17 protein-coding genes and 1 tRNA gene are annotated in these 18,043 nt (G+C 58.7%); 12 read left to right on the top strand and 6 right to left on the bottom strand.

Features of this window, described 5'->3' with window-relative positions; translation table 11 throughout:
• Positions 1-1,083 (top strand): CAF17-like 4Fe-4S cluster assembly/insertion protein YgfZ, encoded by a 1,083-nt coding sequence (ygfZ, locus tag ATK23_RS08590; protein WP_066140772.1) that lies wholly within the window; start codon positions 1-3, stop codon positions 1,081-1,083.
• 74 nt (positions 1,084-1,157) lie between these two features.
• Here ygfZ and ATK23_RS08585 read toward each other — a convergent pair whose 3' ends face one another.
• The 4 genes from ATK23_RS08585 to ATK23_RS08570 all read right to left on the bottom strand — a co-directional run bounded on the left by ATK23_RS08585 (position 1,158) and on the right by ATK23_RS08570 (position 4,302).
• Positions 1,158-2,186, bottom strand: coding sequence for a 6-phosphofructokinase (locus ATK23_RS08585; protein ID WP_038992222.1), 1,029 nt, complete (start codon positions 2,184-2,186; stop codon positions 1,158-1,160).
• Positions 2,187-2,440: 254 nt separating this feature from the next.
• Positions 2,441-2,683 carry a PspC domain-containing protein gene (locus tag ATK23_RS08580; RefSeq protein ID WP_038992221.1) on the bottom strand — a complete coding sequence of 81 codons (243 nt, stop codon included), beginning with the start codon at positions 2,681-2,683 and terminating at the stop codon, positions 2,441-2,443.
• Positions 2,684-2,718: 35 nt separating this feature from the next.
• A complete protein-coding gene (locus ATK23_RS08575; RefSeq protein WP_141356555.1) occupies positions 2,719-2,967 on the bottom strand; it encodes a hypothetical protein in 249 nt (82 codons plus the stop codon).
• Between the two features lie 12 nt (positions 2,968-2,979).
• Positions 2,980-4,302, bottom strand: a complete 1,323-nt coding sequence (locus ATK23_RS08570; RefSeq protein ID WP_066140769.1) for a PspC domain-containing protein — start codon at positions 4,300-4,302, stop codon at positions 2,980-2,982.
• 126 nt (positions 4,303-4,428) lie between these two features.
• Here ATK23_RS08570 and ATK23_RS08565 point away from each other — a divergent pair, with 126 nt between their 5' ends.
• The gene (locus ATK23_RS08565; RefSeq protein WP_073705891.1) at positions 4,429-5,682 is read left to right on the top strand and encodes an ATP-binding protein; all 1,254 of its coding nucleotides are present in this window, start codon (positions 4,429-4,431) and stop codon (positions 5,680-5,682) included.
• A gap of 4 nt (positions 5,683-5,686) precedes the next feature.
• On the top strand, positions 5,687-6,355 hold the full coding sequence (locus tag ATK23_RS08560; RefSeq protein WP_066140762.1) for a LuxR C-terminal-related transcriptional regulator: 669 nt from the start codon (positions 5,687-5,689) through the stop codon (positions 6,353-6,355).
• A gap of 80 nt (positions 6,356-6,435) precedes the next feature.
• Here ATK23_RS08560 and ATK23_RS08555 read toward each other — a convergent pair whose 3' ends face one another.
• The gene (locus ATK23_RS08555; RefSeq protein WP_038992216.1) at positions 6,436-7,635 is read right to left on the bottom strand and encodes a pyridoxal phosphate-dependent aminotransferase; all 1,200 of its coding nucleotides are present in this window, start codon (positions 7,633-7,635) and stop codon (positions 6,436-6,438) included.
• Positions 7,636-7,903: 268 nt separating this feature from the next.
• Between ATK23_RS08555 and ATK23_RS08550 the strand changes: the two genes are divergently transcribed.
• The 8 genes from ATK23_RS08550 to ATK23_RS08515 all read left to right on the top strand — a co-directional run bounded on the left by ATK23_RS08550 (position 7,904) and on the right by ATK23_RS08515 (position 13,469).
• Positions 7,904-7,976 (top strand) — tRNA-Trp (locus tag ATK23_RS08550).
• A gap of 114 nt (positions 7,977-8,090) precedes the next feature.
• Entirely contained in the window at positions 8,091-8,339 is a 249-nt protein-coding gene (gene secE / locus ATK23_RS08545) for a preprotein translocase subunit SecE (protein ID WP_038992215.1), read from the top strand.
• A 72-nt stretch (positions 8,340-8,411) separates the two neighbouring features.
• A complete protein-coding gene (gene nusG, locus ATK23_RS08540; protein ID WP_066140759.1) occupies positions 8,412-9,230 on the top strand; it encodes a transcription termination/antitermination protein NusG in 819 nt (272 codons plus the stop codon).
• 129 nt (positions 9,231-9,359) lie between these two features.
• Positions 9,360-9,791, top strand: coding sequence for a 50S ribosomal protein L11 (gene rplK, locus ATK23_RS08535; RefSeq protein ID WP_066140756.1), 432 nt, complete (start codon positions 9,360-9,362; stop codon positions 9,789-9,791).
• A gap of 135 nt (positions 9,792-9,926) precedes the next feature.
• Positions 9,927-10,628: a 50S ribosomal protein L1 gene (rplA, locus tag ATK23_RS08530; protein WP_038992212.1), complete on the top strand. Its 702-nt coding sequence runs from the start codon at positions 9,927-9,929 to the stop codon at positions 10,626-10,628.
• Between the two features lie 554 nt (positions 10,629-11,182).
• Positions 11,183-11,704: a 50S ribosomal protein L10 gene (gene rplJ / locus ATK23_RS08525; protein WP_038992211.1), complete on the top strand. Its 522-nt coding sequence runs from the start codon at positions 11,183-11,185 to the stop codon at positions 11,702-11,704.
• Positions 11,705-11,777: 73 nt separating this feature from the next.
• A complete protein-coding gene (rplL, locus tag ATK23_RS08520) occupies positions 11,778-12,152 on the top strand; it encodes a 50S ribosomal protein L7/L12 (protein WP_066140753.1) in 375 nt (124 codons plus the stop codon).
• 147 nt (positions 12,153-12,299) lie between these two features.
• On the top strand, positions 12,300-13,469 hold the full coding sequence (locus ATK23_RS08515) for an acyltransferase family protein (protein ID WP_066140750.1): 1,170 nt from the start codon (positions 12,300-12,302) through the stop codon (positions 13,467-13,469).
• Here ATK23_RS08515 and ATK23_RS08510 read toward each other — a convergent pair.
• The gene (locus ATK23_RS08510; protein WP_083515553.1) at positions 13,423-13,920 is read right to left on the bottom strand and encodes an aminoacyl-tRNA deacylase; all 498 of its coding nucleotides are present in this window, start codon (positions 13,918-13,920) and stop codon (positions 13,423-13,425) included. The genes ATK23_RS08515 and ATK23_RS08510 overlap by 47 nt on opposite strands.
• A 613-nt stretch (positions 13,921-14,533) precedes the next feature.
• On the opposite strand from ATK23_RS08510, the gene rpoB reads away from it, so the two are divergent.
• Positions 14,534-18,040 carry a DNA-directed RNA polymerase subunit beta gene (gene rpoB / locus ATK23_RS08505; protein WP_038992208.1) on the top strand — a complete coding sequence of 1,169 codons (3,507 nt, stop codon included), beginning with the start codon at positions 14,534-14,536 and terminating at the stop codon, positions 18,038-18,040.
• Positions 18,041-18,043 lie beyond the last annotated feature (3 nt).

Raw genomic sequence — 18,043 nt, 5'->3', positions numbered from 1 at the left:
ATGGCCGCTGGATACCGTTCAGTTCTGCTCGATCGCGCTGGGGCTGTGGAAGCTGGCGGTGTTGATGCCGGTGTCGCAGCCCACTACGGGGCGCCGACCCGTGAAGCACGCAAGCTCGCCGAGGGCCAGGCAGTTGCCGATCTGAGCCACTTCGACGTTGTCGAGATCCGGGGCGAGGATCGGCAGAGCTGGCTCGATACGCTCAGCAGCCAGCGAATTTCCCATCTGAACCCAGGGGGCAGCACCCAGGCGCTGCTGCTTTCGGTCCAGGGTCGCATTGAGCACGAGATGAAGGTGCTCGCCACCGAAGAACGATTGCTGCTGATTGTTGAACCGGGCGCCGGGGCAGCGTTGGAGCAGTTCTTGAACTCGATGCGCTTCATGCTGCGCGTTGAGGTCAATGACCTTTCCTCCAGCTATGGCGTACTGGCAGCTACCCGCAAGATCGGCACCGCTGGATCGCTGGTCTGGGAGAACCCATGGCCAGGCATTACCGAGGGCGGGTGGGCCTATTCCCGCGAAGACCACCCAGGCAAGGAACGTCCATGGTTCTTGCACATCGTGGAGCTGGAGAATCTGGCCGAAGCCGTAGGTGACGAAGAACTAGCCGGCATGATGGCTGTCGAAGCCTTGCGCATTGCCGCGTGGGAACCGCGTTTCGGCGCTGAGATCGACGACAAGACCATTCCCCACGAGCTGGACTGGCTGCGTACCTCGGTGCATTTGAACAAGGGCTGCTACAAGGGCCAGGAAACGATTGCCCGCGTGCACAACATTGGCCACCCGCCACGCCGACTGGTGTTCTTGGACCTTGACGGTTCCATGCACACGTTGCCTGCCGCCGGCGCCGAAGTGAAGCTGGGGGAACGCACGGTAGGCCGGATTACTTCCCCGACCTTGCATTATGAAGCCGGGCCCATCGCCTTGGCCGTGGTCAAGCGCAACGTCGATCCGGAAGCGGAATTGGCCGTGATTGATGGTGAAACGAGCTATCCGGCGACGCAGGAAGTCATTGTGGCTACCGATGCCGGCCAGGTCGCTGGGCGCTTTACCGGGTTCCTGAGGACTCCGCCCCAAGGCTAGAAGCCTACGACAAGGGCGTGGGGTGAAATGCTTTCCAAGGCATTTCACCCCACGCCCTTGTTGCGTCTCCAGGATCAGCCGAAGAGCACAGCCGCTTCTTCGTAGCGTTCCATGGGCACGCGCTTGAGGTTGTTCAAGGCGGCCCGCAGAGGCACGCGCAGCACCTTGGTGCCGTGCAATGCCACCATGGTTCCCCATGCCTCGGCGTGAATGGAATCCACAGCTGCCATTCCCAAACGGGTGGCAAGGACACGGTCGAAAGCCGTAGGCACGCCGCCACGCTGAATATGCCCCAGCACGGTTGCACGCGTTTCAATGCCGGTACGTTCCTCGATCACTGGCGCGAGCATCTCGCCAATGCCGCCAAGGCGAGCACGGCCGAAAGAGTCGAGGCCGCGTACCGAGAAGGCCTCTTCCATGCCTTCGGGCACGAAGCCTTCGGCGACAACTACCAATGGGGCGCGTCCGCGTTCATGGGCTTCGTTCACCCACTGGCAGATCTGCTCCATGGTGGTGGATACCTCCGGGATGAGTACGGCGTGCGCACCGGATGCCATGCCCGCGTGCAGGGCAATCCAGCCCACGTGCCGGCCCATCACTTCAGCGACCATGCAGCGGTGGTGCGAGTCGCCGGTGGTGCGCAGGCGGTCGATGGCTTCGACGGCGATCTGGTTGGCGGTATCGAAACCGAAGGTGTAGTCCGTGGCGTCCAGGTCATTGTCAATGGTCTTGGGGACGCCAACGATAGGCAGGCCCGCCTCGCAGAGGCGCTGGGCGCCGGCGAGCGTGCCTTCGCCGCCGATGGCGATCAGCGAATCGATGCCATTGGACTTGAGGACTTTGGAAATGTTCTCGGCGCCACCGAGATCACCCTCGAACGCATTCGTGCGCGAGGTACCTAAGATGGTGCCGCCCTGCTTGGCGATGCCGCGCACAGCGGTTCGGGGAAGATCAAAGTAGTCGCCTTCCTTGACGCCACGCCAGCCGTCGCGGAAACCGACGAACTCGTAATCGTAGCTTTTGATGCCGTTCAGTACCGCTCCGCGGATAACAGCGTTCAAACCTGGGCAGTCGCCGCCCGAGGTCATGATTCCAATGCGCATTGGCCCTCGCTTAGTAAAGGGAAAGCCTTGTGCAGCAGCTGGAGCAAGCAGGCTCCCGATATAGCTGCGACAATAAGGATTTCCATTCGGATGTCATTCAATATCCGCGCGCCATTGAGCATCTACTCTGCGTGCCATTGTACGTGCTTAAAGCCACTAGGGCGAGTCTCACGTCACGGATGTGCGTGAGACCCGCCCTAGCCGGATCATGGCGCCAAACCTCGTTCGCCGAGTTGGCCGGTCGGGACCAGAACCTAGAATTTGCGCAGCCAGTTCTGCAAGATGATGGTGTTGTCCTGTGCCGGGATCAGGATCCACGCCAGAATATATGCGGCAATGCCCATGACCGGGAGCAGGAACGAAAGCAGCAGCGCAATGCGCACCAAGGTGACATCCCATCCGAACTTGTCGGCAATGCCTCCGGCGACGCCGCCGGCCAAGCGGCCTGGTCCGCGGCGAAGCGGCATGGAACGAAGCGAGTTGAAGAATGCGTCCATCAGATAACTCCTAATAGTTGGAAAAGCGTGGAAACTTAGAGGTTGGGGTCCGTGGGCAGAGGTGGTTCAGCTGCGGATTTCCGGGCCTTGCCGGCCGCGGCCAGACCGGAGAAGATCATGGCAACACCAGCCAACGCGACGATGGTGATGAAGAACAACGGCATGTCGAAACTCCATTGCAGAACCAGTCGGCTGAGCGATGCCAGGGCGACAACGATCATGATCAGCCCGAAGACCAAGGTTCCGGTAGGGAATTTTCTAGCTGGAGTGGAAGAAGAATTCATGAAGCTCAGTCCTTAGAAATCCTTGTTGCTGGGGTTCAGGATGGTGGGAGTATCGACGCTGGTGGAGAAGGAGGAAAAAGCGCCGTCGACTTCAACGGTCAGCGTTGGTGCATCGCCGGGCAAGGTCCGCAGATCCTGAGGCAGCTCCAAGTCCATGCCGGATAGGAACGCGCCTTCGGTTTGTACCTTCACCGGAACATTCTCCGGCAGGAGCAGGTCCAGCTTGGAAAATACGGAGTCGATCTCTACCGTAGTGGGCTTGGTAATCGTGCCCAAATGGGTCAGGTCTACCGTGGAGCTGCTGAATGCTGCACTGTACTGGCTGTCGTCTCCGGTTGCCGAGCGAACGAACCCGCGGGTTGAATCACTGAAGGACGTTACAGAGAAGATCACCGTCAACACCAGCAGAGGAATTGCCAAGCCCAAGAGGCCCCCACTGGTGCGCCCGGAAAGGGCGGCCAGGACTATGACGAGCCCAACCAGCAGCAGTCCGCAAGCCAAGGCCACCGTCCAGCCCGAACCAGGCAAAGCAACGATATCCAAGTAATCGGACAGCATGACCACAGCGATCACCAGCACGGTGAGGCCGAAGACGGTCGTTCCGAGCCATCCCGGAATCGGGTGGCTGACCGTCTTGCGATTCACCTTGGGGTTGTAGGCCTTGGTGTATGCAGGATCTGGTGAGTAGCTATTCTCGTGCTGGCGTGTGGGGCCAGAATCATCTGAACTCATGGGGTGCTCCTTGGTTGGCGCATCTCGATTACCGGCCGCGAACCGGTTCGCCGCGCTTGCATTGAAACTCTGGGTGCCATCTCCACGCCATGGATGCTCCAGCGCCGTGGTCTTGCTGGCAGGCTTGGGCGAGGCGGCAGGACTGGTACCGGTTGGCGCCGTCTTTCGGGCCCCGTCCGGCCGCGCAAATCGGGTGTTTTTCCTGCTGAAGATGATGAATGCGATGGCCGCGACAATTGCCACGGGCCACAAGATCGGTGCCAGCGAATCCAAGAACCAGGGAGCCGGGAAGATGCCAAACGCAAAGATGATGACTGCGCCGGTCATGCCGCTGGTCCAGTTGCGATTCACTGCACTTTCCAGATGCATCTTTCCAGCGGCATCAGGCAGCAATGCCCAAGCCAGACCGTAGAGCACCATGCCCAAGCCGCCGAGGACACCGAGCACCACGAAGATGCCGCGGATCAGGACCACATCGACCTTGAAATAATCGGCCACGCCAGTTGCGACGCCACCGAGCCACTGCGAGTCCTGGCGGGTGACCGGTGATTTGCGCAGCTGTTCGTATATGCCGCGACGACGTTGAGACCCTTCGTTATTCATAGTTCAATGTTCTCGCGTTGCCGGGGTCCAGCGCTATGAGGGGATTCCCTGAACTTCCCCTAGGGGTGCCCCTAGATCCGGTGATCAACCGCGAAGAATCGCCAAGAACGTGCTTGACTTAGAACCATGGAAAGTCCTGAACGACGTTTGATGGTTCGCAGCGAAAACCGGCTCGTTGCTGGTGTCTGCGGCGGCCTCGCGGAGCATCTGAATCTGCCGCTGAAGTACGTCCGGCTGGGGTTTCTGGGACTGTCCGTTTTAGGCGGCGTCGGCATACTGCTCTATGCCTGGCTCTGGGTATTCGTCCCGAGCGCAGAAGAAGCGCACGCGGACGAGCTCCGCTCCTGGGGCACCAGGTCTCGCAGCCTTGCTGAAGAGATGAACCGAGTGCAGCAAGGCATTTTCCGGCCACGCGAAGGGTGGGAAAGGAACTCCACCTGGCGTGACACGTTAATCGGTGCGGGCTTGCTGGCGCTCGCCGTCCTGGCCTTCGGGCAATGGACCGGCTGGAATATCCGCTGGGATCTGATCTGGCCTTCCTTGTCCATTATTGCTGGCATTGTGCTGGCCTGGATCCAATTCGATGAGGGAATCACCGAGGGCAGGAAACGTCTGGCACTGCCGTTGCTGCTGCGCTTGGCCTTTGGGCTGGTCCTGGTTATCGGCGGGCTGCTGGCCTTGCTGGGAAACATTGTCGGTGCCGCGGACCTGCTCGGCGGCCTGTGGGCGGCTTTGGCGATTATCGTCGGCGCGACCGTTGTCTTGCTTCCTTGGGGCACCCGGCTATGGCGGGATTTCATCGCTGAACGAAGCTCTCGACAGGCTGCGGCCCAACGAGCCGAGTTCGCCGCTCACCTGCATGATTCGGTTTTGCAAACCTTGGCGGTGATTCAAAAACGCAGTGAAGACCCGGCTGCGGTGAGGACCCTGGCACGCGTCCAGGAACGTGAACTGCGCCAATGGCTGTATGGCAACCACGACCTTGATGACGAAGATGTCATCGTTGAGATTCAGCACGAGGCAAGCCACATTGAACAGTTGCTCTTGCGCGATGTCGAAGTCGTTTCGGTAGGCAATGCGCAGGGCTTTGCCGGACAGCAGGCACTGGTGGCCGCTAGCCGCGAGGCCATGATGAACGCGGCCAAGCATGCTGATGGCAAGATTTCAGTTTTCATCGAATGCTCGGCCGCGCAAGTAGAAGTGTATGTGCGCGACCGCGGCACAGGTTTTGACATCGAAGGAATACCGGCGGATCGTCACGGCATCAGGGAATCAATCATTGGCCGCATGGAACGCGCAGGCGGCACGGCACAGATCCGCAGCGGCGCATCCGGAACTGAAGTGCAGCTGAGCATGCCATTGGACATGGAGGAAGAATAGGAATATGAGCGCAGAAAACGCCTCCGGGCTGTACCGAGTAGTGCTGGTGGATGACCATGCCATCTTCCGCTCCGGATTACGTGCCGATTTGGCCCAGGATATCGAGATTGTCGGCGAAGCCGGCACCGTGGAAGACGCCATTGAGGTGATCAGCGCGCAGCAGCCGGATGTGGTGCTATTGGACGTGCATCTGCCCGGCGGCCGCGGCGGCGGCGGGGCCGAAGTGCTCAAGGGCTGCACCGGGCTGCTGGGATCAACGCGCTTTCTGGCATTGAGCGTTTCCGACGCGGCGCAGGACGTCGTGACGGTTATTCGTTCCGGTGCCCGCGGGTACGTCACCAAGAGCATTTCCGGGGCGGAGATTTCTGATGCGGTGCGGCGCGTGGCCGGGGGAGATGCCGTGTTCTCGCCACGCTTGGCAGGGTTCGTCTTGGACGCCTTTGGCAGCAGCGCGCCGGTGGCGGAAATTGATGAAGAACTCGATCTGCTGTCCGACCGCGAATTGCAGGTCATGCGGCTGATCGCCCGCGGATACAGCTATAAGGAAGTTGCCAAGGAGCTGTTCATCTCAGTGAAGACCGTGGAATCCCATGTCTCAAATGTGCTGCGCAAACTCCAGCTATCAAACCGGCATGAGCTCACCCGTTGGGCCGTTGACCGCAAGATCCTCTGAACAGCATTGCGGAAAAACAATGAAGCCGGGAAATCCATGATCGTGGTGGATTCCCCGGCTTCTTGCGTGGTGAGTCTCGCTTACTTGGCTTCGCCCAGCAGCTTGGCCATCCGCGCGACGCCTTCTTCAAGGTCTGCATCACCGAGCGCATAGGACATGCGGATGTATCCGGACGGGCCGAACGCTTCACCTGGAACGACGGCAACTTCTGCGTGCTCCAGGATGAAGGCCGCCAGTTCTGCACTGGTGTTGTTCACAACTCCGCGGATCTCGCGACCCAGCAATCCGCGCACGTCCGAGTAGGCGTAGAACGCGCCCTCCGGGGTTGGGCAGTGCAGTCCGTCAATTGCGTTCAGCGACTCGACGATGGCCAGCCGGCGACGGTTGAAGGCGACCTTCATTTCGTTGACTGCATCCAGTGGCCCGGCAACGGCTGCCAAGGCGGCGCGCTGCGAGACGTTGGAAACATTCGAGGTCGCGTGGGACTGCAGGTTAGTGGCGGCCTTGATGACATCCAGTGGACCTGCCATCCAACCCACGCGCCAGCCGGTCATGGCATAGGTCTTTGCGACGCCGTTGAGAATGACAACTCGATCTTCGAGCTCCGGGACCAAGGTCGCGATGGAGCTGAAAGAGGCATCGCCGTAGGTCAAGTGCTCGTAGATTTCATCGGTAACGACCCACAGGCCCTTGGATGCGGCCCACTGGCCGATCTCGCGGACCTGCTCTGGGGTGTACACCGCACCGGTCGGGTTCGATGGGGAAACGAACAGCAGCACCTTGGTACGTTCGGTCAGCACGGACTCAAGCTGTTCAACGGTCACCTTGTAGCCCTGCTCTGGACCGGCGAAGATCGATACAGCCTTGCCTCCGGCAAGCTGGATGGCTTCAGGATAGGTGGTCCAGAAGGGCGCTGGAACGATGACCTCGTCGCCTGGATCAAGCAGCGTGGCAAACGTGTTGTACACCGCCTGCTTGCCGCCGTTGGTGACCAGAACCTGGTTGGCGTTCAGTGCGTAACCCGAATCGCGCATGGTCTTAGTGGCGATTGCTTCGCGCAGCTCGGGAAGACCGGCAGCAGGGGAGTACCGGTGGTTCTTCGGATCCTGGGCTGCCTTGACTGCTGCTTCGACAATGTAGTCAGGGGTTGGGAAGTCAGGTTCACCGGCACCGAAACCGATGACTGGTCGACCTGCTGCTTTAAGAGCCTTCGCCTTGGCATCTACTGCGAGAGTCGCGGATTCGGAAATTGCGCCGATGCGGCGAGAAATGCGAGACATTGGGGATTCGTCCTGAAATCTATGGGGACAGCTGTTACACCTCAGTTTAGTTTGCGACCCTGCACTTCAGCATCACAATCTTGAAAATGACACAATAAGGTGCAAATCGGGGTCCGGGAATGCGTTCTGCGCCACACCGGAGGTTGTCAGTTCGACATTTCCGATTTCGTTGCGTAAAGTTATTTCTCGTTGCCGAGACATCGCAACGGACAAAGCAGGAAGTTTTATCCGCTAAGATGTTCTAGGTGGGAGCGGTAAAAAGCTCCGAAGGGTAGTGGCGCAATTGGTAGCGCAGCGGTCTCCAAAACCGCAGGTTGCAGGTTCGAGTCCTGTCTGCCCTGCGCAATAGCGATTTATCGCTTAGCGAATTATCTCATCACGGTGTGTTGCAGTCGAATAGACTATGGCACACCGTGATTGTTTCAACTGGCCAAATTTTTGAAACGAGGAAGAACATGACCGAATCTGCTCTCAGCTCCGGTAAGGGTGGACAGAAGTTGGGTTTCTTTGCCCGGATCTTCTTGTTTTTCCGTCAGGTAATCGCAGAACTTAAAAAGGTCGTCACCCCGACCCGCAGCGAACTGGTGAATTACTTCCTGGTTGTTGTCGGTTTCGTAGTCGTGGTGATGCTGATCGTGACGGCCCTGGACTTCGTCTTCGGGCAGGGGTCGATCCTCCTGTTCACCAACAAGGTAGAACAGTAATTTTTTTGCCTCGGCGGTATGATTACCCCGAGGCAATTTAGTGTCATTCAGTCAAAGAAAGCAGGAGCTGCAGTGTCCGACAAGGAACTCGAACCGCAGATTAATGACGAGGTCGATAACGAGTTCGTTGAAGCCGCCGGCGATCAGGTAGAGCCAGCTGTTGAAGCTGGCATCGACCCAACCGAAGCACCAGCACAGGACGCTGAAGACGCTCAGGTTTCCGAAGGCGCAGCTGAAGAAGCTGAAGGCGACGACAACGAAGCCGAAGCTGAAGACAACGCAGCAAAGCTCAAGGAAGAATTCCGCGCTAAGCTCCGTCGCCTTCCGGGTGACTGGTTTGTGATCCACACCTACGCTGGCTATGAAAACCGCGTGAAGGTCAACCTCGAGACCCGTATCCAGACCCAGGACATGGATGAGTACATCTTTGACATCCAGGTTCCAATGGAAGAGGTCGTTGAGGTCAAGAACACCCAGCGCAAGATCGTTCGTCGCGTGCGCATTCCGGGCTACGTCCTGGTTCGCATGGAACTGACCGACGCTTCGTGGGGTGTTGTTCGCCACACTCCAGGTGTCACCGGATTCGTTGGCAACGCCCACGATCCAAACCCATTGAACCTTGATGAAGTGTTCTCCATGCTGGAGCACACCATCGTTGATCCGGTAGAGCAGCCGTCGGCTTCGAAGCCAGGCCGTGCTCCAATTACTGAGGTCACGGTTGATTTCGAAGTTGGCGAATCGGTCATCGTGAACGACGGACCGTTCGAGACGATGCCGGCAACCATCTCGGAAATCAAGCTGGATGCTGCTCAGCTGGTCGTGCTGGTTTCGATCTTCGAACGCGAAACCCCAGTGACCCTGAACTTCAACCAGGTCACCAAGATCCAGTAGTATTAAGTCTTCGTGCTCCATATCGGTCGCTTATCGATGTGAGAGCACGGTTGGCTGTCGCGCCACGACAGCCAGATCCCCGTACCACGCTCCTGTGCTGCGGGAAACGCAAGAGTAGAAGGACCCGACATGGCCCCAAAGAAAAAGGTCACCGGACTCATCAAGCTGCAGATCCAGGCAGGTGCTGCTAACCCAGCTCCTCCAATCGGTCCAGCCCTTGGTCAGCACGGCGTCAACATCATGGAATTCTGCAAGGCTTACAACGCAGCGACCGAGTCGCAGCGCGGTAACGTGATTCCAGTTGAAATCACCGTATACGAAGACCGTTCGTTCACTTTCATCACCAAGACTCCGCCTGCAGCTGAGCTGATCAAGAAGGCCGCTGGCATCGCCAAGGGCTCGGGTGTCCCGCACACCAACAAGGTCGCCAACCTGACCCAGGCACAGGTCGAGGAAATCGCCAACTCCAAGATGGCTGACCTGAACGCCAACGATCTGGCTGCTGCAGCCAAGATCATCGCCGGCACCGCCCGCTCCATGGGTGTGACCGTAGAAGGCTAATTGCGCCTTCCGCTATTCACCACGTGAACAGCAACAAAGAATTTAATCTAAGGCGTTTCGATCCGTTGATCGATTCGCCCGTGGCAGGACCGGGCGCGGTCCATATGACCACGACTGCATAAGGAGATAACGCAGATGGCAAAGCGCAGCAAAGCATACGTAGCCGCCGCGGCTAAGATCGACGCGGACAAGTTCTACGCTCCAGCCGAGGCAATCGCCCTGGCCAAGGAGATCGCAGGCGACAAGGCAAACTCGACCGTTGAGGTTGCTTTCCGCTTGGGTGTTGACCCACGCAAGGCTGACCAGATGGTTCGCGGTACCGTGAACCTTCCACACGGCACCGGCAAGACCGCCCGCGTGGTTGTTTTCGCTAACGGCGACAAGGCAGAAGCAGCTCGTGAAGCTGGCGCCGACTTTGTTGGCTCGGACGACCTGATCGAAAAGATCCAGGGCGGCTGGACCGACTTCGACGCAGCAGTTGCAACCCCTGACCTCATGGGCAAGGTTGGCCGCTTGGGTAAGGTTCTGGGTCCTCGTAACCTGATGCCAAACCCTAAGACCGGCACCGTGACCATGGACGTGGCCAAGGCTGTCACCGACATCAAGGGCGGCAAGATCGACTTCCGCGTCGACAAGCACTCGAACCTGCACTTCATCATTGGCAAGGTTTCGTTCGATGCAAAGCAGCTGACCGAGAACTACGCAGCAGCCCTGGACGAGGTTCTGCGCCTGAAGCCTTCGGCTTCGAAGGGCCGCTACATCTCTAAGGCAACCATCGCTACCACCTTCGGTCCAGGTATTCCTGTTGACGCGAACGTAACCCGCGTTGAGGCCTAAGCCTAGTAGCTAGCTAGTTTGAGGGAGCATGTCGAAATTCGGCATGCTCCCTCAACTTTTAAGCCAATAACTTCCTTCGCTGCCGGCGCACGAAAGCATGTCTGCGTTTCATGCCGGGCGGCCGCCGGTGATAAGCTTTGACTACCGAGTATTCGGTCGTCCGCGTATGGATCCCCCAAGGCCCTACGCGGGCGAGGCACGAAAGTTTCCCCAAGACTTTCATGTCGGCGGGGCTTGTTGCCAGCGTTCCCCAAGCGTGGGCAAACGAGCCCCGCCATTCTAATTTTTATCTTCCCAGTGACCAGGATCATGGGGATGCTTCCGGCATTGATTTGCTGTCGCGTCGACTGCTCCTATAAACTGGAACTACCGAAGACCGTCGGTTGAACATCTGGTTTCCATTTGTTCCTAAGGATCCGCAAGGATGACCAACGCAGGTTACATAGATTTTTTGACTTTGAATAAGTTGAAACGCCCTGTGCTCCTGCGCGGGGCTATTTTTATGGCCTCGCCGGTTTTGAAACGGTACCGAACAAATCCCCGGAAGGAGTGTTATGGCAACCCCAAGCAAGACTGCAGCGATTGAAGAAATCACTGCGGAATTCAACGATTCGTCGGCGGCTGTCTTGACCGAATACCGTGGGCTTACCGTTGCACAGCTCAAGGATCTGCGCCGCTCGCTTGGTCAGGAGACCAAGTACGCAGTCGTGAAGAACACCTTGACCGCAATCGCAGCGAAGAACGCTGGCATCGATGCTTTCGATGAGCAGCTTTCTGGTCCAACCGCAATCGCCTTCATCAAGGGCGACGCAGTTGCTGCCGCTAAGAGCCTCACGGAATTCGCCAAGACTAACGACAAGCTGGTCATCAAGACCGGTTGGTTCGAAGGCAAGGCACTGGATCAGAGCGGCATCGCTGCTCTGGCTGCGCTGGAATCCCGCGAAACTCAGCTCGCCCGCGTTGCAGCAGTGCTGCAGGCTCCAGCTTCCGCTGCTGCCCGCGCTGTCGAAGCTCTGCGTGCAAAGCTCGAAGAGAACGGTGGCGAAGCTGCCGAGGAAGCTCCGGCAGAAGCCTAAGCTTTCGAGTTCTCTCGCAACGTAAACCCAAATTCATCGGCCCTCAAGGCCAAAAACCGAAAGGACGCCCATCATGGCGAAGCTCAGCAACGAAGAGCTGCTTTCCGCATTCAAGGAAATGACCATCATCGAACTGTCCGAGTTCGTTAAGGAATTCGAAGAGACCTTCGACGTAACCGCTGCTGCTGTTGCAGTTGCTGGTCCAGCTGGCGGCGGCGAAGCTGCTGCTGAAGAGAAGACCGAATTCGACGTAATCCTCGAATCGGCTGGCGACAAGAAGATCGCAGTCATCAAGGAAGTTCGCGGCATCACCTCCCTGGGTCTGAAGGAAGCTAAGGAGCTCGTTGACGGCGCTCCAAAGGCTCTGCTGGAAGGCGTTGCCAAGGACGCAGCCGAGAAGGCTAAGGAAGCTCTGGAAGCTGCCGGCGCAACCGTCACCGTTAAGTAAGTTCAGCGGTCACTCGCAACTTATTGCCAAAGGTCCACAGACGAAAGTCTGTGGGCCTTTGGCCGTTAAGCTGGGAAATTGATACCAATAGTTTTATAACGTTTCTATTAACAGGGTTCATTCAAGTTCATTGTTTACAGTGAAAATGTGCCAAAAACCGTCGCTACCCAGACCCAGAAGCCAGCACCGCGCCTAGGGCTCCTAGACGCCCTGAGAATCACTGCTGCGCTGATTGTCGTGCTCTACCACTACACCGCATGGGGACACGATCATTGGGGAACGCAAGCTGCCGAGTTCTGGCCGGTGCTTTCCGAATTCACCCGCTATGGACAGCTGGGCGTCCAGCTGTTCTTCCTGATATCGGGCTTCGTGATCCTGATGTCCCTCCAGGGGAAGAACGTCATTGGCTTCATCGGTTCGCGCGTCGGAAGGCTCTACCCGGCGTACTGGCTCGCGGTGATCGCAGCGGCAGTACTCTCCCTTCGCATCTGGCCCTCCGGTAACGAAGGCAGGTCAGCCAGCGATATTCTTCCCAACCTGACCATGATGCAGGCTGGATTCGGCATCACCGATATGGACGGCGTCTACTGGACACTGTGGGTCGAGTTGCGTTTCTACGTGCTGCTCGCCGTGCTCTTGTCCTTGGGCTTCGTGAAGAACAAGCACATCCTTGTGCTTTCGGCTGTTTGGCCAGCATTGGGCCTGTACCTGCATTTCACCAGCTTGGACAAGCTTCAGGAATGGATCGCAGGACAGTATGCGGCATTGTTCGCGGCCGGTATGGTGCTCTTCTTGATCTATCAAAGCGGCCATAGCCTTCTGCGGTGGTTCATGGTCGCTGCCAATACGGCCATCGCAGCATTCTTTACCGGCATCAAGGGGCGCAATGACGCGGACTTGCTCTCAGGCCTGGATATCCCCGCTTGGCATTTCCAGCTGCTGACCGTACTGTGCGTGGCCCTGCTGGCAGCGTGTACCCTGACCCCGCTCAAGAACGTCCAGGGCAAGTGGCTCGCAGTGGCAGGTTCCCTGACCTACCCGTTGTACCTGGTGCACCAGTTGTGGGGTTGGTGGCTGATCGACCAGCTGCACGATGCCGTGAACAAGTACGTCCTGCTAGCCGGTGTGCTGGTGCTGATGCTGGTCATCGCCTACCTGGTGGCACGCTTCGTCGAGCAGCCATTGGGGCTGCCGCTGCGCAACGCAACGATCAGGGGATTGACTGCAGCGCAGGCTTCGACCAAGAAAATATTTGCCAAGCCTGGGCTGGTTATTCCGGAGTCGAAATATCAGCAATCGTGGCATCAAATCCGCTAACCAAATCCTTGGCGCGAACGAGTAGCCCATGGGAGCGGTCTCCGCTGCCCAAGCCGATCTGTTCTGGAACAGGCTCTTCGAAGACGCTGGCATCGACGTATACCGGCAGTACCGTGTGGGAGCCGAAAGGAGTGATCGTTCCGCTCTCGTAGTGCGTGACATCCCAAGCGATATCGGAGGATGGCAGCGAGAGCTTGTTGACTCCCATGACGCCACGAAGCTTCGCCCAATCAAGTTTCCGTCCACCGGGAATGAGCGCGAAGACGAAGGTGCCATCCGCGCGTTTGATCACCAGTGTCTTGAGCAGTGCCGAGGTCGAGATACCCATGGCGTCCGCTGCCTCTTCCAGAGAACGGACCTTGTCGCGAGGGACAATCTCAATCGGGATGTTCCTGCGCGAGGCGTCGAGGGTGACTCGGGTCAGTGCTTCATCTGATTGCAGCTTATTCACTTCGTCTCCTAACCGTGGATGTTTGCTCGATCATAGCTAGTGGCCATGGAAGAAGCCACCGGACACACGACGGCGTGGACGCTTCTTACCTGCTCGGGAGAAAGCGGTACAACGTTTCCGGATGACCAGGTAAGGTTCGCAGCGAAGCTTACCGGGACGCTGGAATCCCGGATCTTGATGGTTTTGGAACTCTTCGAACTTGGATGTGACAAAACGCATAGCGATGCCGGATGTCCGGAATATGAATCATGCTTTCAACGCATCCCGAGCCTCTGCTTTTCTGGGCAACCGGCGCAAACTCGCGCATCAGTTGGGAAAATGCGTGCGGTTCTCGTGGAACGATCACGCCAGGATTCGTGACGGAGCTGAGCCGAGGCGACGAAATGGGGGGACTGGGCGAAAGTGGGGGCGAAAACTATAGCACGAATTTCTGCACCGAGTATCGACAACCGGATTTTCCTCCGGTAGAGTGGAAATTTGCGCCTTGCTGTTTGCGCGCGCGGCCTTCATATAGCGGTGGGTTCGTGCGGACGAAAAAAGAGGAACTGTCCTATGGCAGGAACCTTAGCACGGTAAGCGTTCGGAAACCTGACGGTCTTTGGAAGGATCCATCTTGGTCGCCTCGAGCAACCCTAACAACCAAACCGCTAGTTCGGCTCGCGATGCTGCATACGCTGGCCGACTTTCTTTTGCAAAGATTCACGAACCCCTTGAAGTGCCTAACCTGCTGGCATTGCAGACGGAGAGCTTTGACCGCCTCGTCGGCAACCAGAACTGGGTAGAGCGCCTGGCCAAGGCAGAAGCCGCTGGCGACTTCAGCGTGCCCAACACCTCGGGCCTGGCAGAAATCTTCGAGGAAATCTCCCCGATCGAGGACTTCCAGGACACCATGTCCTTGAGCTTCTCGGATCCGGAGTTCGCTGATCCAAAGTACTCGATCGCTGAGTGCAAGGACCGCGACGCCACCTACGCGGCACCGCTGTATGTCAAGGCCGAATTCATGAACAATGAAACCGGCGAAATCAAGCAGCAGACCGTGTTCATGGGCGATTTCCCGCTGATGACCGAAAAGGGCACCTTCATCATCAACGGCACCGAGCGTGTCGTTGTTTCCCAGCTGGTTCGTTCCCCAGGCGCATACTTCGAGTCCGCGCCGGACAAGACCAGTGACAAGACGATCTTCTCGGCACGCATCATCCCATCGCGTGGTGCTTGGTTCGAGCTGGAAATCGACAAGCGCGACCAGATCGGCGTACGCCTTGACCGCAAGCGCAAGCAGTCGGTCACTGTCTTGCTCAAGGCCCTGGGCTGGAGCGAAGAGCAGATCCTGTCCGAGTTCGGCCAGTACGATTCGATGCGCGCTACCTTGGAAAAGGACAGCATCAAGGATCAGAACGAAGCCCTGCTGGACATCTACCGCAAGCTGCGTCCAGGCGAGCCTCCTACGGTTGAGGCTGCCCAGGCACTGCTGAAGAACATGTACTTCGAGCCAAAGCGCTACGACCTGGCAAAGGTCGGCCGCTACAAGCTCAACCGCAAGCTGGGCGTGGAGACTCCGGTCAACGCCGAGAACGCTTCGGTGCTGTCGCTGGACGACCTGGTGGCCATGATCCGCTACCTCGTTGCACTGCACGCAGGCGAGAAGACTGTCCAGGGTACCCGCAAGGGCGAGATCGTCGATATTCCTGTGAACGTCGACGACATCGACCACTTCGGCAACCGCCGCATCCGCGCCGTGGGCGAACTGATCGAGAACCAGGTCCGCACCGGCCTGTCCCGCATGGAGCGTGTTGTGCGCGAGCGCATGACCACGCAGGACGTCGAGGCGATCACACCGCAGACCCTGATCAACATCCGCCCTGTCGTGGCTGCGATCAAGGAGTTCTTCGGTACTTCGCAGCTCTCGCAGTTCATGGACCAGAACAACCCGCTGGCCGGCCTGACCCACAAGCGCCGCCTGTCGGCTCTGGGCCCAGGCGGCCTGTCCCGCGACCGCGCAGGCATGGAAGTCCGAGACGTGCACCCTTCGCACTACGGACGCATGTGCCCGATTGAAACCCCCGAAGGCCCGAACATCGGCCTGATCGGTTCGTTGGCTACCTACGGCCGCATCAACGCCTTCGGCTTCATCGAGACCCCGTACCGCAAGGTCTCCAACGGCCTGGTGTCCAACGAGGTCGAATACCTGACCGCGGACGACGAGCTGCAGCACTACATCGCGCAGGCCAACGCGCCGCTGGATGAGAACGGCCGCTTCGTCGAAAACACCGTGCTGGTCCGCGAAAAGGGCGGTGGCGGCGAGCCTGTCATCGTCGACGCCGATGAAGTGACCTTCATGGACGTTTCGCCTCGCCAGATGGTGTCGGTCGCTACCGCGCTGATTCCATTCCTCGAGCACGACGACGCCAACCGCGCGCTGATGGGCGCCAACATGCAGCGCCAGGCTGTGCCGCTGCTGAAGTCCGAGCGCCCGCTGGTGGGTACCGGCATGGAGAAGTTCGCCGCAGTTGACGCCGGCGACTCCGTGGTCGCATCCAAGCCTGGCGTGGTCACCGAGGTTTCGGCTGACCTGGTTGTCGTCATGAACGATGACGGCACCGAGTCGATGTACCCGATCATGAAGTTCGCCCGCTCCAACCAGGGCAACGCCTACAACCAGCGCGTGCGCGTTTCGGAAGGCGACCGCCTGGAGTACCAGTCGATCATCGCCGACGGCCCGTCGACCGACTCGGGCGAGCTCTCGCTGGGCAAGAACCTGCTCGTGGCATTCATGTCCTGGGAAGGCTACAACTACGAGGATGCGATCATCCTCTCCCAGCGCATGATCTTCGACGACGTGCTCACCTCGATCCACATCGAAGAGCACGAGGTCGACGCCCGCGATACCAAGCTGGGTGCCGAGGAAATCACCCGCGACATCCCGAATGTCTCGGAAGACATCCTCTCCCAGCTCGATGACCGCGGCATCGTCTACATCGGTGCAGAGGTCGAGGCCGGCGACGTGCTGGTTGGCCGTGTCACCCCTAAGGGCGAGACCGAGCTGACCCCGGAAGAACGCCTGCTGCGTGCCATCTTCGGCGAGAAGTCCCGCGAAGTGCGCGACACCTCGCTGAAGGTTCCGCACGGCGAGTCCGGCACCGTGATCGGCGTGCGCATCTTCGACCGCGACAACGACGACGACCTGTCGCCTGGTGTCAACCAGCTGGTCCGCGTTTACGTTGCGCAGAAGCGCAAGATCTCCATTGGCGACAAGCTTGCAGGCCGCCACGGCAACAAGGGCGTCATCTCGCGCATCATGCCGCTGGAGGACATGCCATTCCTCGAAGACGGCACCCCGCTGGATGTCATCCTGAACCCGCTGGGTGTTCCTGGCCGCATGAACGTCGGCCAGGTCATGGAAATCCACCTGGGCTGGGCTGCCAAGCAGGGCTGGAAGATCGAGGGCGAGCCTGAATGGGTCAGCGCGCTGCCGAACCTGCCTCGCGAAACCGGTTCCACCACCGTGGCAACCCCGGTCTTCGATGGCGCTTCGGAAGAAGAGATCCGCGGCATCCTGGATTCGACCAACAAGACCCGTGACGGCGTGCGCCTGATTGGCAACTCCGGCAAGGCGAAGCTGTTCGACGGACGCTCCGGCGACCCGCTGCCGGATCCGGTATCCGTGGGCTACATGTACATCTTGAAGCTGCACCACCTGGTGGACGACAAGATCCACGCCCGTTCCACCGGTCCATACTCCATGATCACCCAGCAGCCGCTGGGCGGTAAGGCCCAGTTCGGTGGCCAGCGCTTCGGTGAAATGGAAGTTTGGGCACTGGAAGCATACGGTGCCGCTTACACGCTGCAGGAAATCCTGACCATCAAGTCGGATGACATCCACGGCCGCGTGAAGGTCTACGAAGCTATCGTCAAGGGCGAGAACGTTCCAGAGCCTGGTGTTCCAGAATCGTTCAAGGTGCTCATCAAGGAAATGCAGTCGCTGTGCTTGAACGTCGAGGTACTCGGTACCGACGGCAACACTATCGAAATGCGTGAGTCGGACGAGGAATCGTTCCGCGCCGCTGAAGAGCTGGGCATCGACCTTTCACGGTCGGAGCCGAACTCCGTAGAGGAAGTGTAATCT

Origin of the sequence: Glutamicibacter nicotianae, from assembly GCF_002797775.1 — a bacterium.
Lineage (GTDB): Bacteria > Actinomycetota > Actinomycetes > Actinomycetales > Micrococcaceae > Glutamicibacter > Glutamicibacter nicotianae.
Note: the sequence above shows the minus strand (reverse complement) of the source record. Positions and strands in the feature narration are given on the sequence as shown.